Source organism: Alistipes sp. DJF_B185, from assembly GCF_964250025.1.
GTDB lineage: Bacteria > Bacteroidota > Bacteroidia > Bacteroidales > Rikenellaceae > Alistipes > Alistipes finegoldii.
Genome location: NZ_CAXUDY010000020.1, coordinates 22,190 through 39,037, shown reverse-complemented (window position 1 = coordinate 39,037; position 16,848 = coordinate 22,190). Strand labels below are relative to the sequence as shown.

Sequence of the window (16,848 nt, the reverse complement as noted above, 5' to 3'; positions counted from 1 at the left end):
TCCGCATAGGGTTCGAGGTAGTCGAACTGCTGGTTTCCGCCCCAGTTCTCCCATCCTTTGTTCCAGCCCTCGAACAACACTCCTTGTATGCCGTTTTCCGCAGCAAAGTCGATGTGCCGGATGGCATTCCGTGTCGTTGCTCCGTGTCGCGGCCCCATCGTCCATACCTGCGTTCCGAGGTGCATTCCCCACCATACGCCGACGTACTTCTGCGGCACGATCCATGAGGTATCCTCGATCTTCGAAGGTTCGTTCAGGTTGAGCACCAGCGACGAGTTTATCAGGCCTACGGCCCTGTCTGCTATCTGTATCGTGCGCCAGGGCGTCGTGAAGCGTCCCGGAATGTACGCCTTCACGCCGTCGGGCAGGGGCGCGAGGTCGGCTTTCAGCACCCCCGCACTGTCGCGCCTCAATACCATCTCGGGCCAGTCGTACAGGGCCGCCTCGTGCACGGCTCCGAATATTCCGTCCCCAGTGCGGAACGTGAAGGGCGTGTTTGCATCCGTAATCCGTGCGACGGGCTGCTCGCGGTACTGAAGTTCATAGGTCTCGAAATTGCCGGGTATGGACCACGACATCGTATGACCCTCATTTGCGAACCGGAATTCCGTCAGTTCGTCCGTCACGGCCAGCGAATCGGGCTGCGCCAGTTCGTAGCGAAATGCTATTCCGTCGTCGAATGCGCGGAAGCGGAGCGTGAAGGCCATGCTTTTATCCGGCTTCCGCACTGCGACGGACATTTCGTTGTAACGGTTGCGGTGCCGCTTGTTCTCGCCCCAGGGGGCTGTCCACAGCTTGTCGTGGGAGGAGTGCCATACGCCTGTTATCGTCGCTCCCTGCAGCGAGGTTCCGCATGCCGCGAGCCCCATCGCCGAGGGCAGTATCAGGGGCTTGTCGTCGACCGTGACGGCATAGGTCACGCCCGCCTCTGCATCGGCTTCGACAGATACGGCGATGCGCCCGTCAGGGGAGGTTACGAAGGGCTGCTGCGGAGAGCATGCTGCAAACAATGCACAGGCGAAGGCCATGAAGGCAGCATGTGGATTCGGAATCTTCATGGGAAGGCTATTTTTCGGATTCCATCTCGAAGCGCACCTTCGCACCTTCCAGAAGTGTGGAATAGCTAAGGAACGGCCTTTCCGATACTTTTCCGTCGATAGCCATTTTACCGACATAACGGTTCTCGGAGCTGTTCTCCGGAGCGTCGATCTCGATCGTATTGCCGTTTTCGAGGTGAATGACGGCCTTGCGGAACAGCGGCGATCCGACTGCGTATTCGTCCGCGCCGGGACACACGGGATAGAACCCTAAGGCCGAAAATACGTACCACGCCGAGGTTTGTCCGTTGTCCTCGTCGCCGCAGTAACCGTCGGGCTTGGCCGAGTAGAGGCGATCCATGACCTCACGAACCCACCACTGCGCCTTACGGGGTTGCCCGGCGTAGTCGTAGAGGTAGATCATGTGCTGCGCGGGCTGGTTTCCGTGGGCGTAGTTGCCCATGTCGGCCACCTGCATTTCGGTAATTTCGTGGATGCGGAACCCGTAGTAGCTGTCGTCGTAGACGGGCGGCACGACGAAGACCGAGTCGAGCATCCGCGTGAATCCTTTGTGTCCTCCCATCAGGTCGATCAGTCCCTCGACATCGTGGAACACCGACCATGTGTAGTGCCACGCGTTTCCCTCGGTGAAGGCGTCGCCCCACTTGTAGGGGCTGAAGGGCGTCTGGAACGTCCCGTCGGCATTGCGGCCCCGCATCAGGCGCGTTTCGGGATCGAAGAGGTTTTTATAGTTCTGCGAAGCCTTTTCCAGCATCGCAGCGTCGTTCGTTTTTCCGAGTTTTTTCGCCACCTGCGCGATGCACCAGTCGTCGTAGGCGTATTCGAGCGTTCGTGCGACATTCTCGTTGATACCCACATCGTAGGGGATGTATCCCAGTGTGTTGTAGTATTCGTGTCCGAGGCGCCCCGTGGAGCTCACCGTGGGGTGTACCTTCCGGCGTCCTGCGAGCATCGCCTCGTAGAGCGTCGCAATGTCTTCCTCGGGGGTGACACCTTTCAGGATGGCATCCGAAACGACCGACGCCGAGTTGTTTCCGACCATGCACCCACGGTGTCCGGGCGAAGCCCATTCGGGCAGAAATCCGCTCTCGCGGTAAGCGTTTGCCAGCCCGGCCTGAATTTCGGCATTGACCGACGGATAGACCAGATTGAGCAGCGGAAACAGACTGCGGAAGGTGTCCCAGAATCCCGTGTCGGTATACATGTATCCCGGCAGTACCTCACCGTTGTAGGGGCTGTAATGCAGGATATTGCCGTTCTTGTCGATCTCGTAGAACTTGCGCGGGAACAAGGTCGAACGGTAGAGGCACGAATAGAACGTGCGGTACTGGTCCGTCGTGCCTCCCTCGACTTCAATACGTCCGAGCACCTCGTCCCAGTGTGCTTGCGCCTTGGCCTTCACGGTTTCGAAATCGTCCTTTCCCAGCTCTTCGAGGTTCTGCACGGCCTGCATCTGCGATATGAACGATGAGGCTGCGCGCACCGTTACCTGCTCGCCGCGCCGGGTTTCGAAACCTACCCGCACGAGGGCGTGTTCGCCGACTAACTGTTCGCCTTCGACGGGCTTTGTTCTGTCGTAAATCTGGAACTCCCTGATTTTCCGGTCGAAGCGCACTACGAACCAGTTTCGGAAGTTCTCGGGTACTCCTCCGCTGTTGCGCGTGGTGTATCCCACGACAGTCCGTTTGTCGTGCATGACCCTGATGTACGATCCGCGGTCGAAAGCGTCGATCACCACGCCCGACTCGTCCGATTCGGGGAACGTGAAACGCATGATCGCAGCCCGCTCGGTCGGGGCGATCTCGGCCTTGATGTCGTGGTCGGCGAGGTATACCGAATAATAGTAGGGGCGTGCCTCCTCCGACTGGTGCGAGAACCAGCTCTGACGGCTCTCTTCATCGACCTTGTCGCGTCCGCGCACGGGCATGATGGAAAACTGCCCGTAGTCGTTGATCCACGGCGAGGGCTGGTGGGTCTGCTTCAGGCCCCGGATGGTGTGGGCGCCGTAGGTATAGGCCCATCCGCTGCCCATCTCGCCCGTCTGGGGCGTCCAGAAGTTCATGCCCCACGGCAGGGTAGGTGTTGCCCGTCGAGAGCGTGAAGTCGGAGTGCGTGCCTACGAGCGTCGAGACGTATTCCGAAGGCCGCGCCGAAGGTTCGTCGCAGGAGGTTGCCGCGGTGCGCCCCGTGCGGCTTCCGCAGCTGCCGCACAGAACGGCGGCAAGTAACAGCAAAGAAACAGGTTTTATCATTGTTATTTGGTTTTTTCCGGTCAGTCAATGGAATTAAGTAAGTCGACCTTGTTTTCGTTTACGAGTTTTAATATGAGTTCCCCGAAGAGCGTGTTCTGCCAGGCGAACCACGGGCGGGTGAAATTCGCAGCATCGTGGCGCGAGAAGGATTCATGCATGAAGCCCGTCCCGGCATCGGTGGTCATCAGGGCGACGATGCAATCGCGGATCTCGGCGTCGTCCTCCGACGTGAAGGCCCGCATCATGATGCTCATGGGCCAGATCATCTCCACCCCGATATGGGGGCCGCCGATGCCCTCGCCGGCGGAGCCTCTCCAAAAGTAGGGGTTCTCTTCGCTCCAGACGAACCGCCGGGTGTTCTCATAGATGGGATCCGTGCGCTCCACGTCGCCCAGGTAGGGCATTGCCAGCAGCGACGGCACATTGGCGTCGTCCATCAGAAAGCAGCCTCCGAATCCGTCCACCTCGAAGGCGTAGATCTTCCCGAACTCCGGATGCTCGACCACCGCGTATTTCTGCAATGCCTCTTCCACCTCTCCGGCCAGCGCCGTGCACTCCGCGGCCAGCTTCCGCTCGCCGTTCACCGCCGTCAGGATCTCGGCGGCCTTGCGCAGCGACGTGACGGTCATGAAATTCGACGGGATGAGGAACCCGAAGGTCGTGGCGTCGTCCGAAGGACGGAACGCCGAGACGATCAGCCCCACGGGTTTCACGGGGTTGCCGCGCCCCACATGGCAGCGGGTATCCAGCTGGCGGTCGGTCGTGCGCAGGAAGATGTAATCGCCCGGCCCCTCCTTCATCTGCTGTTCTTTCAAAGTCTTTACAATATTGCGCATCGCAGAGATCCACTCCCCGTCGAAGACCGACGTGTCGCCCGTGGTTTTCCAGTAATGGTGCGCAAGGCGCAGAGGATAGCAATGGGAATCGATCTCCCATTTGCGCTCGAAAACCCAGGGACTTTGATCGTTGCCCGGATAGCCGACATCCTCGCCGTCACCCGTAGGGCCGACGTTGAAGGCATTAGCGTAAGGATCGATATTGATGAGTTTGAATTGCCGCCGGATCACCCCCGCGATCATCTTCTGCAACGCCGGGTCCTCCTTACACAACTGCACGTAGGGCCACACCTGCGCCCCCGAGTCGCGGAGCCACATGGCCGGAATGTCGCCCGTGTAGACGTAGGTATCGGGATTGCCCGCCTCGTCCTCGCCGTAGTGCACCGTGGTGTCGAGCGTGTTGGGGAAGCAGTTGGCGAACATCCACCGCAGGCGTTCGTTGGTCAGAAGACCGCACACGCGGGCGATCTCCCCCTCTACCGCTTCCGACTTAAAAAGCCGCTGCTCCTCCGCGGGCCGCTGGTCGGCGTACGCCTCCGGCTCGTCCGGACAGTACCACACCTTCTCTTCGGCCCCCATCTCGAAGCGCAGCTCCCCGCCCTTCATCAGGTCGGCATGACCGATCCAAGGCTTTGTGTAGGGTTGGCCATTGAGCCACACCCGCTGGATATATTTGTTCGCAGCGGAGTTGTTCTCGGCGACAATCGTGAAGGTCCCGCCCGGGACGGTGATTTCGACCCTGTCGAACAGGGGCGATCCGAACCAGTATCTTCCGCCCGCAGGCTCGGCCTCGTACATGCCCAGCGACGAGAGGACGTACCAGGCCGACATCTGACCCACGTCCTCGTTGCCCGAAAGGCCGTCCGGAGCGGCGTGGTAGAGCGTCGTGAGCACCTCGCGAACTTTGTCGGCCGTTTCCCACGGCTGACCCAGCATCGTATAAAGGTACAAAATATGGTGGCTCGGTTCGTTGCCGTGGGCGTACTGGCCAATCAGGCCCGAAATGTCGGGCGATGTCTCGCCGCCCTCGACCACGGAGCTTACCGTGAACAGCGAGTCCAGTTTTTCGAGCATCCGCGCCCGGCTGCCGAAGCATCCGACAAGACCTGCGACATCATGCGGAGCCAGCCACGTATACTGCCAGGCGTTGCCCTCGCAGTAATCGTCGGCGCGGTGCGTCGAGGCGAACGCATTGAAGGGCGTCCTCCAGCCTTTTTTCGAATCCCGGCCCCGCATAAATCCCGTCTGCGGGTCGAAATAGTTGCGGTAGCTATGGCTGCGTTCCTCGAAATACTTCGCATCCTCCGCCTTGCCCAGCGCTTCGGCGGCACGCGCCGCCGCGCCGTCAGCCAAAGCGTACTCCATGTCATAGGCTACGGCCTCGTTGAACATCTCGCACGGGATGTAGCCGTACTCCATGCGCAGGCCGTTGCCCCGGTCGGGGTTCATGGCCGTCTTACGGATCGTCTCGAAGGCCTTTTCGCGGTCGAAGCCCCCGATGCCCTTCACGATGGCGTCCGCCACCGCTACGATGCCCGGGTTGCCCACCATGCAGTCGGTCTCATTACCCCACAGGTGCCATACCGGGAGCCGTCCCTGCTCGTCGGCGATGTGCAGCATCGTCTGGATGATGTCGGGCATCCGCTCCGGGTGCAGGACGGTCATCAGCGGCATCGCGGCCCGGTAAGTGTCCCACAGCGAAAAGGTCGTATAGGTATCGCGCCCCGGATTCTCATGCACCTTGCCGTCGGCTCCGCGGTAATCGCCGTTCACATCGCAGAAGAGCGACGGAGCCACCATCGTATGATACAGCGCCGTATAGAAGATGCGCTTCGACGTTTCATCCTCCGTCTCGATCTTCACCTTCGACAGTTCATCGTTCCACGCCTTGTCGGCAGCGGCCGCCGTAGCGTCGAAATCCCATCCGGGGAGTTCCGCCGCAAGGTTTGCCTTCGCGCCTTCGATACTTACGGGCGAAAGGGCCACTTTCACGAGCACCTGTTCGCCCTCCGCCGTGTCGAAGTCCACACGTGCATAACGGGCCGCGATCCGGGGCATTTTGGAATCGTCTATCTCGCCCGGCTGCAGGTAGGAAATCCCCTTCGCGGGTTTTGAAAACTCGGCCACGAAGTAGACCTCCTGATTTTTGGCCCACCCCGTCGAGCAGCGCCATCCGGCGATGCGCGTGCTGTCGTCCGAGAAGCGGAAGCCCGTATCGGTGGCCTTGTCCCAGCAGCCGCCGTTCTCCAGATCGAAGACCACGGCTGCGGCGTCCGACGCCGGGAACGTGTAGCGGTGCAGACCCACGCGCGCCGTGGCCGTCAGCTCGGCCCGAATGCCGTAGCGCACAAGCGGAACCGAGTAATAACCGGGTTTCGTGATCTCCCGCGTACGGTCGGCGTAAGACCACAGGCCCGAGGCCGGGTCATTCTCCTCGCCGCGGGCATAGGTCACTTCACCCACGACGGGCATGACGGTAATGTCGAACAGGTCGCCGATGCCCGTGCCCGAAAGGTGCGTGTGCGAAAAGCCGATAACGGTCGAATCGCTCGCGTGGTAGCCCGAGCACCAGTCCCACGTCTGCGGAATGCTCGTCGGACCCACCTGCACCAGGCCGAAGGGGACGTTGGCTCCCACGAAGACGTGCCCGTGGCCGCCTGTGCCGATCTTCGGATCGACATGGCGCGTGTAATTCTCCTCCGCAGCCTGCGTGCACGCGCCCAGCAGGGCCGCGGCGAATAAGAATCCCGTAAGTTTCATCTATCTCTTGTTTTTAAGTTCGAAAGTAAGTTTTCCGCCCTTGAGCAATTCATCGTGCAAGATACGATAATTTTTCAACGGTTTATCGCCAAGCGTCATCCGGTCGATATACCCTTCGCCGCTTTTTTCGATCACCAGCGTTCCCCGCTCCGTGTCGATCTCCACACGGTCGAACGTCGGGGACGTCAGCGTGTAGTACGGCTCGCCCGGGCAGTCGGGATAGAGGCCCAGCATCGTGAAAACAGCCCACGCCGACATCGTCCCCGTGTCGTCGTTGCCCGGGATGCCGTCGGGGGCGGTGGTAAAGTATCGCTCCAACAGCCGCCGGGTTTCCCGCTGCGTGCGCCACTCCTCGCCCCGGAAGCGGCTGAACAGATACGCATAGGCGATGTCGGGTTCGTTCGCAGGGTCGTAAAGTCCCTCGTCGAAGACCATTTGCAGTTTGTCGATGAATTTGCGTCGTCCGCCCATCAGCTTCGCAAGCCCCTCCACGTCGTGCGGAACGTAGAACGTATAGTTCCAAGCACTCCCCTCGTGAAAGCCCGGGGCCGCCGTGAAGTTCTCGCCCGCCTTCGGGTCGAAGGGGCTTAAAAAAGTTCCGTCGGGATGGAGCGGACGCAAAGTCCCGCTTTCCGGGCTGTAATAACGCTTATAGCCCAATGAGCGGGCGCGGAACAGACGCGCGTCGTCCCCGTGTCCGAGCGAGTCGGCCAGCAGCGACAGCGCAGCGTCGGCCATGTAGTACTCCAGCGCGTGCGAGACGGAGGTGTCGCCCGCAAGGTCCTTGGCGTAGAACCCCAGCGGGATATAGCCTTTCTCGATATAGGGGTCGATGTCGGGCCGCATGCGGTTCTGCGCACCGGGCGTCGTGGCCGACTTGCGCATCGCCTCGTAGGCCTTGGCGACATCGAAATCCCGAAGGCCCTTCATCCAGCTGTCGACGATCACCGGGATCGCAGGGTCTCCCTCCATCGTGAAGGTCTCGCGGCCGTAAAGCTCCCATTTCGGAAGCCAACCCCACTCCTCGTACATCCCCGTCATCGAGCGCAGCATCTCCCGCTGACGATCCGGGTAGACAAGCGTCAGCAGCTGGTGCAGGTTCCGGCAGGTGTCCCACAGCGAGAAGACCGTATAGCGTTCGCCATCCGTGACGCCCGTCTCGCCCGAACGTTCCATCAGCGGGTATTCGCCGTTCACGTCGCTCACGAGGTTCGGGTGCAGCAGCGCATGGTACAACGCCGTGTAGAACACCCTCTGCTGCTCTTCGGTCCCGCCCTCGACCCGGATTCTGCCCAGAGCCTCGTTCCAGCCCTTGCGGGCCTGTTCCCGGATGGCGTCGAACGTCGCGTCCGCAGCCTGCTCGGCATCGAGGTTTTTACGCGCGTTCTCCGTAGAGACATACGAGATGCCCATGCGCACCTCCACCTGCTCGCCCGCCGCAAGGCCGTCGAAGGAGAACCAGTAGCCCACGTCGTCGCCCGAAAGCTCGCGCCCGTACTCCATGTAGAGTTTATACCTCCCGTTGTCCGGGGTCCACTCGGCCTCCACACCCGTCATTGCACGCTGTTTCTTCCAGTAGCCCGAAGCCGAAGGAGTTTTCGATACCCGCAAAACAAAATAGACCGGGAATACCTTCTGCGCATTGTAGCAGAACGTCCCCAGCAGCTTCGTGCCCTCGATCTCCGTGGCGCTCACCCGGCGAACCATCGCGCCGCTCTCGTTCGTAAGCCCCTCGCCCAGATTCAACAGGATATGCCCTTCTCCTCCGGGGAACGTGTAGCGTTCCACCGAGGTACGCGCCGTGGCCGTGACCTCGGCAAGGACGCCGTACTTGTCCAGAAAGATCGAGTAATAGCCCGGAGAGGCCTTTTCGTCCCGGTACGACGTGCCGTACTCCCGGTAATCCACCATCAGAGGGCCCGTCGTGGCCATCGTCAGCAGCGCGCCCAGCTCGGGGCACCCCACGCCGCTCAAGGCGCCGTGCGCGAAGCCCGTGAAGAATTTGTTGTGGTATTCGTAGGGCGTGGACCACCAGCGGGCGTCCTTGTCGTAGACGTTCTCCTCCGACCCCATGACGTTGAACGGAACCACCGACATCATCCCGTGCGGCGTGACCGCACCGGGGTTCGCGGTCCCGAAGTTCGTAGTCCCGATGAACGGATCCACACACTCCGCAGGCTCTTGTGCCCGTGCTCCCAGACACAGCGTCAGAACCGCAAGCAGCGCAAGGCTTCTCATAGGATGTTGTTTTTCTTCGTGAAGTCGATAATTTCAGGGATATAGCCGAACGCAAGGCCCGTGACGGTGTCGGCGCATCCGTAATAGACGGCGATCCGGCCCGTTTCGGGGTCATGGAGCGACGCGCAGGGGAATGTGACGTTCGGAACGTCGCCCGTCAGCTCGTAAATCTCGCGCGGCGATATCAGGTACGGGCCGCTGCGGGCGATCGTCTTCCACGGCTGGTCGAGGTCGAGCAGCGCCGAACCGAACGCATAGACATAACCGTTGCACGAGCGCAGTACGCCGTGGTAGAGCAGCAGCCAGCCCTCGCTCGTCTCGATGGGCACGGGCCCCGCGCCGATCTTCATGCACTGCCATGCCGACACCTCGAAGGCCGCGGGCGACATCACATGCCGGTGGCGGCCCCAGAACTCCATGTCGGGACTCTCCGAATAGAAGATGTCGCCGAAAGCCGTATGCCCGTTGTCGCTCGGACGCGACAGCATGGCGAAACGGCCGTTGATCTTGCGGGGGAACAGCACGCCGTTGCGGTTGAAGGGGATGAAGGCGTTCTCCAGCTGGTGGAACGTCTCGAAGTCGTCGGTCCACGCGATGCCGATCGTCGGGCCGTGGTAGCCGTTGCACCACGTGACGTAATATTTGTCGTCGATCTTCGCAACACGCGGGTCGTAGCCGTAAACCCACTCGGCGATTTCGGGATCGGCGCCCACGAGTTTGAAATCCTCCTCGCAGATATCCCACTTGATGCCGTCCACCGAGAAAGCGGCGTGGATGCGCATGCGGCGGTTCGTATCGTCGCAGCGGAAAACGCCCGCATAGTTATACTTGCCTTTCTTGAAGGGAATGACCGCCGAGTTGAAAATGCTGTTCGACGTCGAAAGCGCGTCGCGCGGGATGATCGGATTGGCCGAATAGCGCCACATCACTTCTTTGGAGCCTGCGGGACGATCCTCCCACGGCATATCCGGCATGGCCGGGCCTACGATTTTCAGGTTATTCATAATTATTTGTCATTTGGTTTGTCGTCATAGGTAAAGGGTACGAACCACGTCACCAGAAATGCCGGAACCGTGGCCAACATAACTGCGAGGAAGAACATGCCGTAACCCAAGGCATCGCTCAGGTAACCCGAAACGGCGCCCGTGAGCATCACCGAAAGGTTCATGATACCCGAAGCGAAGGCGTAGTGCGCCATCTGGTGACGGCCCGGAGCGACCTGCTGCATCATAAACAGCGTAAGCCCCACGAACCCGAAGCCGTAGCCGAAGTACTCCACGACGATGCCCCCACCCACGAGCCACATCGACTGAGGCTGCAGCCATGCCAGCAGCGCATAGACCGCGAACGGGATATTAAAGATACAGCATAATGTGAAAAGAGTGCGTCGCAGGCCCCGGTGTGCGATATAGTAGCCCGCCAGCAGCGAGCCCAGGAGAAAAGCCCCGGCGCCGAACGTCCCGTAGTAAAGGCCGATCTGCTGGTTCGTAAGGCCCAGACCGCCGGACGAAATGTCGGCCTTGAGGAACAATGGAACGATCTTCATCACGAAGCCCTCGCCCAGACGATAGAGGATGATGAATCCGAGGTAGTACCAGATATGCTTTTTCTGGAAGAAGGCCCCGACGACCTCTTTCAGGCCCGAAAGGCCATCCCGCAGCGAATGCCGTTCGGCAGCGCCGCCCCCGGCGGGAAGCGCCCGGACATGGTAGACGCCCAGCAGGACGAGCAGGCCGCAAAGAATGGCAAGCACCACCGTCCACGAACGTACGTAGGCGTCGAATGTTGCTGCACCCACGGCGCTGAAGCCTTCGTAGAGAAAACCTGCGAACCACACCAGGCCGCCCGTGGCGACCAGTTTCGCAAGGTTGTAGAACGCACCCTGCCAGCCGATATACTTCGCCTGATCCTGCGTCGTGAGTTCCGACATGTAGACGCCGTCGGCCGCGATGTCGTGCGTGGCGCCGCTGAACGCAACGACGGCAAAGACGGCGATCGTAACGGCGAAGAACGACGGTAGGTGAAGCGACAGAGCAGCAAGGCCGAACAATATGCCGCTTAGGAGCTGCGTCGTGACGACGAAGAATTTTTTGGTACGGAAAATTTCCAAGAAGGGGCTCCACAGGAATTTGATCGTCCACGGCCACATGATAAGCGATGTCCAGAACGCGATTTGTGCGTCCGAGATCCCCAGATCCTTGAACAGAACCGCAGAGACCATGTTCAGAACCACAAACGGAAGGCCCATCGCAAAGTACAAACTCGGAACCCAACGGAGAGGAGAAAGCGATTGTCGGGAGTTTTGAGTAAGTTGATTCATTTTGTATACTATATATTAGATCCGACAAAACAATGCCATCTAATATATAGTTCCACAACTCAATAAGATTCCCTCTCCTAAAGCTCTTTTTTTGATTTTTTCTTAAAATTAGAAACGAGAAAAATTTGACCCAAGAACAGATCAGCCGATTATATTTCAGAATATACTATCAATAGCAATAAGAGCAAATAATCCTTCAAAGACAAGCGTAATTTCATTGCCGCCTGTTGTAATTCCCTATCTACTTTTTTGAGGTTGATGCATAGCATGTCAGCAATCTCTTTGTAACTTTTTCCCTCCAGTTTATGAGCTATGAATACCTGTTTGGTCAATTCCGGCATTTGTTTCAGTTGTTTGCGGCATATCTCGATGATTTCCCGCTGGAATAATTCGTTCGGATTGCAACTTTCGATCGTGCGGGTATAAAAATCCATCACTCCGCGCTCCTTCATCAGGATTTTCTCATACACGGCTTTCCCCGTATATCTATCCCGACGATATTTCAGACAGCGTTTTTTTACGACACCGAAAAGATAGGCCTCTATGCTCGTAAACTGTACAGTTTCCCGGTTCTCCCAAATTGTCATGAAACTGTCATGGACAATATCTTCTGCCGTATTTGCATCATGTACAAGGCTATATGCCACAGCATATAGTTTTCGCTGGTATAGGCGAAATAACTTGTCGAACGACTGCTGGGTCAGTATGATAGTATCCGGTTTCATTCCAAGAACAAAGATAAGAAAAAATTAAAAAGATTATAATGCAAAAAAAATATTTACCCATATAATTGACCTGCAACAGGTTAATTTAATAAAAAAAATTATTTGCAAAAAAACGCATTTTAGAGGAGGGAATCTTATTGAGTTGTGGAACTATATAAATAGATGCGATATTATGACAGAATGGAAAAAAAGGTTACAGATGCAATGTTATTCCGTTTCTTCGCAGAGCAAACGACTTTGGAAGAAACCGATATGATTTCGGCTTGGCTGAACGAAGATCCGGAAAAGAATCAGAAAGTTCTCGATAAAGCATATAATTTGTATGTATTGGGCATAATGTGTGCACCTAATCCGGAGGCGGGTATAAATAATTCACGCTCTTTCCTACGTTTCGGATGGCCGAAAGTGCTGCGTTATGCCGGAGTTGCTGCCGCCATTTTACTGCTCGGAATTGCTGTCGACCATGTGCTTTTGAGTCAACGCATGAACCGGTGGTTACAACAGCAAACGACTGTCGAGGTTCCGGCAGGGCAGCATATTCGCCTAACGTTGGGGGATGGCTCCATCGTGGAACTTAATGCGCAGAGCCGCATCGTTTATCCTGCGATTTTCCCAAAAGGGGAGCGGCGTGTCCAGTTGAGTGGAGAGGCCATATTCAATGTCGCCCATAACTCTGAATGCCCGTTCATCGTGGAAACTTTTGCCTGTGATGTAGAAGTATTGGGTACGCATTTCGATGTAATCGCCAACCAAGCGGAGAATCGTTTTTCAACAGCTCTGTTTAGCGGCCGGGTTGCCGTGACGAATAAAAAAAACGGAGAATCCGTCATTCTGCAGCCCAACGATATCGTCAATCTTCGAGATGGAGGGTTTCAAATCCAAGAACTTGAAGATAAAGACGATTATCTGTGGATGGATGGTATTATTTCAGTGTACGGAATGCCGTTTGAGCAGCTGATGAGCAAGTTGGAGCGTAGTTATAACGTGAAGATAGAGATTCGGCGCGAAACCATGCCCGTCGTAAAATACAAAAGTTTGAAAATCCGTGTTTCGGACGGTATAGACCACGCTTTGCATATGCTACAACTCGCCTCGGATTTCACCTTTGAACACGATGCTGTTACCGATGTAATCATCATTAAATAGTCCATCCAATTATTAACTTATCTCAAATTCTTTAGATGCCTATGATGTAAACCACGAACTATCAACTCTGAACATTTGCTTCCTGATATGAAAAACCGATGAGTGGGCGAACACTCACCGGCGTATAGTTCAATCAGGAATATTAACCAATTCCCAACCATTGAACCAAACTTGACAAATGTATGAATAAAAAGATTATTCAGCAAATCTGCCTGTCTTTTCTTTTAGTTCTTACGCTCGTCTGTATCCCTGTTACTGGGGTGCAGGCACAGACGCAGAAGGTTTCCATCAAGATGGAAAACGTGCGTATGAAGCAGGTAATGAATGAGATTGAAAGACAGACAAAATTTCTTTTCGGAATCAATGATGATGTAGATGTTAACAGGCTCGTTACGGTAAATGTGACGAACCAATCCTTGCAAGCAGCCCTCGACCAAATGGTCAAAGGGACGGACATCACCTATCAGATCAGTAGTTCCAACATCATTCTCTCAAAAAAACAGGCAAAGCTCCCTGTTGACATTTCCGGAACTATCCGCGATATCAATGGCTCCCCGATCGTCGGAGCGACCATTGTTATCCGGGGCACCTCAATCGGCATCAGCAGCGGTTCCGATGGCTCTTTCTCGCTTCAGATACCCCCCCCCGCTGCCTCCCGGCAATTGGAAGTCAGCTATTTGGGCTATGAGACTCTGGTGGTCGATGTGGGTAACCGTACTGCTTTCGACCTTACGCTTCAGGAGTCGTCCGCCGAGATCGAACAAGTCGTGGTCACTGCTCTTGGTATTAAGCGTTCGGAAAAGGCCGTAGCCTACAATGTTCAGCAGATCAAGGCCGAAGACATCACAACCGTCAAGGATGCCAACTTCATCAACTCGTTGACGGGTAAAGTGGCCGGTGTCACGATCAACGCCTCATCGTCAGGTGTCGGCGGTGCCTCGAAGGTCGTACTGCGCGGCAACAAGTCCATTTCGCAGTCTTCGAACGCCCTTTACGTTATCGACGGCATTCCGATGTACAACTTCGGTGGTGGTGGCGGTACGGAGTTCGATTCGCGCGGTGCTACGGAATCCATCGCAGACCTCAACCCCGAGGATATTGAGTCGATGTCGGTGCTGACGGGCGCCGCAGCTGCGGCTCTCTACGGTTCGGAAGCCGCGAACGGAGCCGTGATGATTACGACGAAGAAGGGGCAGGCTGGAGCGCTGAAGGTTACGCTTTCGAGCAATACGGAATTCCTGAATCCTTTCGTGCTGCCCGAGTTCCAGAATCGCTACGGCACGGGCCTGAACGGCACCCGCAGCGGCTCGGGGATTTACAGCTGGGGCGAGAAGCTGCTCCCGGCGGCCCGCTACGGTTATACGCCGAACGACTATTTCGAGACGGGGCATGTCTATACCAACGCCGTTACGGTTTCGGGCGGTACGGATAAGAACCAGACCTATTTTTCGGCAGCTTCGGTCAACTCGGACGGAATCATCCCCAACAACGAGTACGACCGTTACAATTTCACGTTCCGCAACACTTCGTACTTTCTGAAAGACCGGCTCAAGCTCGATGCGAGCGCCAGCTACATCTATCAGAAAGACCAGAACATGACCAATCAGGGAGTCTATTCGAACCCGCTGGTTCCGGCCTACCTGTTCCCGCGGGGTGAGAATTTCGACCTTTACCGTCGCTTCGAGCGTTACAACGAAGGGACGAAACTCATGGAGCAATTCTGGAGTGCGGATATGGAAGGCGGTGATTTGCGCATGCAGAATCCCTACTGGATCAACTACCGCAACCTGCGCAATACGGACAAGAAGCGTTATATGCTGTCGTTCTCGGCCAGCTACGACATTCTTCCGTGGCTTAATGTTGCCGGACGTGTCCGCATTGATAATTCGAATTCGCTCTACACGCAAAAACTCTATGCCTCGTCGAACACCACGATTACGGAAGGCGGCAAAAACGGCCACTATACCGAAGCCCGTGCTTACGACACGCAGACCTACGCCGATCTGATGGTAAACATTAACAAGACTTTCGGCGAGGATTGGTCTCTGAACGCGAATATCGGCGCCTCGATCAACAATATCAAGACCGATGAGTTGTCATACCGTGGGCCGATTCAGGAGAACGGACTTCCCAACATATTCAATGTTTTCGATCTGGATGACACGAAAAAACGTGCCGAAAAGGTCGGCTGGCACGACCAGACGCAGTCGATTTTCGCCTCGGTCGAAGTAGGTTGGAAACAGATGCTTTACCTCACGGTGACGGGGCGTAACGACTGGGCTTCGCAACTGGCCAATTCGCCCGAGTCGTCGTTCTTCTACCCGTCGGTGGGCCTTTCGTGGGTTCCGACGGCGACATTCAACATGCCGGATGCGATCAGCTATCTGAAGATCCGCGGTTCGATCGCCTCGGTAGGTATGCCGTTCCCGCGTCACCTGACGGTTCCGACCTACGAATACGACGCCACGAACAAGGTGTGGAAAGACAAGACGCACTATCCCATCGGCGACCTGAAACCCGAGCGCACCATCACCTACGAGGTGGGTCTGGATGCCCGTCTGTGGCAACACATCAATCTTTCGGCTTCGTGGTACCGGGCCGATACGAAAAATCAGACCTTCGACCCGTCGCTGCCGCCCTCGTCGTCCTATACGACCATCTACCTGCAAACCGGCCATGTCCGCAATACGGGTGTCGAACTCTCGCTCGGGTACGATAACCAATGGCGTGACTTTCGCTGGACGACGAACTTCACTTATTCGTGGAACAAGAACGAAATCCGCGAACTTGCGGCTAATGCCGTAAACCCCGTGACGGGCGAATCTCTGAATCTCACCAAGCTCGACATCAAGGGATTAGGCAAGGCGAAATATATTCTTAAAGAAGGCGGTACGTTGGGAGACCTTTATACGACGTCCAATCTGCGGTATAATGAAAACGGCTATGTCGAAGTGGACAATGCCGGTAACTTACAGGTTACCGATGAGGGTGAGGATATCTATTTAGGTTCGGTGTTCCCGGATGCCAATCTCGCATGGCGTAACGATTTCAGTTGGAAGGGCATCAATCTCGGCGTGCTGTTCACAGCCCGTCTGGGCGGTGTCTGCTACTCCGCGACGCAGGCCAATTTGGATCTGTACGGCGTTTCGGAGGCTTCGGCCGCTGCACGTGATGCCGGCGGCGTGCTGATTAACGGCCGTGAGATGGTTGATGCGCAGAAGTGGTACCAAGCCATCGGCTCGCAGTCCGGTCTGCCGCAATATTATCTCTATTCGGCGACGAACGTCCGTTTGCAAGAGCTTTCGCTGGGTTACACCCTGCCGACAAAATGGTTCCGCGACAAGATGCGCATGACCGTCTCGTTCGTAGGGCGTAACCTGTGGATGATCTACTGCAAGGCGCCGTTCGACCCCGAAGCCGTCGCCTCGACGGGACTGAACTATCAGGGCATCGACTATTTCATGATGCCTTCGATGCGCAGTCTCGGTTTCAATGTCAAATTCCAATTCTAAA

The 16,848-nt window shown here is 56.7% G+C and carries 8 protein-coding genes and 1 pseudogene; 2 read left to right on the top strand and 7 right to left on the bottom strand.

Annotated elements, in window-relative coordinates:
- The 7 genes and pseudogenes from ACESTR_RS14930 to ACESTR_RS14900 form a co-directional block, all read right to left on the bottom strand.
- Positions 1–1,058 (bottom strand): glycoside hydrolase family 97 N-terminal domain-containing protein (locus tag ACESTR_RS14930; RefSeq protein WP_373179393.1); only part of this gene is annotated, 1,058 nt, incomplete at its 3' end.
- A 7-nt stretch (positions 1,059–1,065) separates the two neighbouring features.
- Positions 1,066–3,310 (bottom strand): annotated as a pseudogene (locus ACESTR_RS14925) (GH92 family glycosyl hydrolase).
- A 20-nt stretch (positions 3,311–3,330) separates the two neighbouring features.
- Positions 3,331–6,906: a GH92 family glycosyl hydrolase gene (locus tag ACESTR_RS14920; protein WP_288299366.1), complete on the bottom strand. Its 3,576-nt coding sequence runs from the start codon at positions 6,904–6,906 to the stop codon at positions 3,331–3,333.
- Positions 6,907–9,144 (bottom strand): GH92 family glycosyl hydrolase, encoded by a 2,238-nt coding sequence (locus tag ACESTR_RS14915; RefSeq protein ID WP_288299365.1) that lies wholly within the window; start codon positions 9,142–9,144, stop codon positions 6,907–6,909.
- Positions 9,141–10,148: a glycoside hydrolase family 130 protein gene (locus ACESTR_RS14910; protein WP_009597303.1), complete on the bottom strand. Its 1,008-nt coding sequence runs from the start codon at positions 10,146–10,148 to the stop codon at positions 9,141–9,143. The genes ACESTR_RS14915 and ACESTR_RS14910 overlap by 4 nt, the downstream gene beginning before the upstream one ends.
- Before the next feature lie 2 nt (positions 10,149–10,150).
- Positions 10,151–11,392, bottom strand: a complete 1,242-nt coding sequence (locus ACESTR_RS14905; RefSeq protein WP_288299364.1) for an MFS transporter — start codon at positions 11,390–11,392, stop codon at positions 10,151–10,153.
- A 221-nt stretch (positions 11,393–11,613) separates the two neighbouring features.
- On the bottom strand, positions 11,614–12,189 hold the full coding sequence (locus ACESTR_RS14900) for an RNA polymerase sigma-70 factor (protein WP_288299363.1): 576 nt from the start codon (positions 12,187–12,189) through the stop codon (positions 11,614–11,616).
- Positions 12,190–12,369: 180 nt separating this feature from the next.
- Here ACESTR_RS14900 and ACESTR_RS14895 point away from each other — a divergent pair, with 180 nt between their 5' ends.
- Both ACESTR_RS14895 and ACESTR_RS14890 read left to right on the top strand, forming a co-directional pair.
- On the top strand, positions 12,370–13,335 hold the full coding sequence (locus ACESTR_RS14895) for a FecR family protein (protein WP_009597307.1): 966 nt from the start codon (positions 12,370–12,372) through the stop codon (positions 13,333–13,335).
- Positions 13,336–13,517: 182 nt separating this feature from the next.
- A complete protein-coding gene (locus ACESTR_RS14890; protein WP_217729879.1) occupies positions 13,518–16,847 on the top strand; it encodes a TonB-dependent receptor in 3,330 nt (1,109 codons plus the stop codon).
- Position 16,848 lies beyond the last annotated feature (1 nt).

Coding starts and splice junctions, on each gene's coding strand:
- ACESTR_RS14900 (WP_288299363.1), bottom strand. CDS start 12,189: ATGAAACCGGATACTATCATACTGACCCAGCAGTCGTTCGACAAGTTA.
- ACESTR_RS14890 (WP_217729879.1), top strand. CDS start 13,518: ATGAATAAAAAGATTATTCAGCAAATCTGCCTGTCTTTTCTTTTAGTT.
- ACESTR_RS14915 (WP_288299365.1), bottom strand. CDS start 9,144: ATGAGAAGCCTTGCGCTGCTTGCGGTTCTGACGCTGTGTCTGGGAGCA.
- ACESTR_RS14910 (WP_009597303.1), bottom strand. CDS start 10,148: ATGAATAACCTGAAAATCGTAGGCCCGGCCATGCCGGATATGCCGTGG.
- ACESTR_RS14920 (WP_288299366.1), bottom strand. CDS start 6,906: ATGAAACTTACGGGATTCTTATTCGCCGCGGCCCTGCTGGGCGCGTGC.
- ACESTR_RS14895 (WP_009597307.1), top strand. CDS start 12,370: ATGGAAAAAAAGGTTACAGATGCAATGTTATTCCGTTTCTTCGCAGAG.
- ACESTR_RS14905 (WP_288299364.1), bottom strand. CDS start 11,392: ATGGGCCTTCCGTTTGTGGTTCTGAACATGGTCTCTGCGGTTCTGTTC.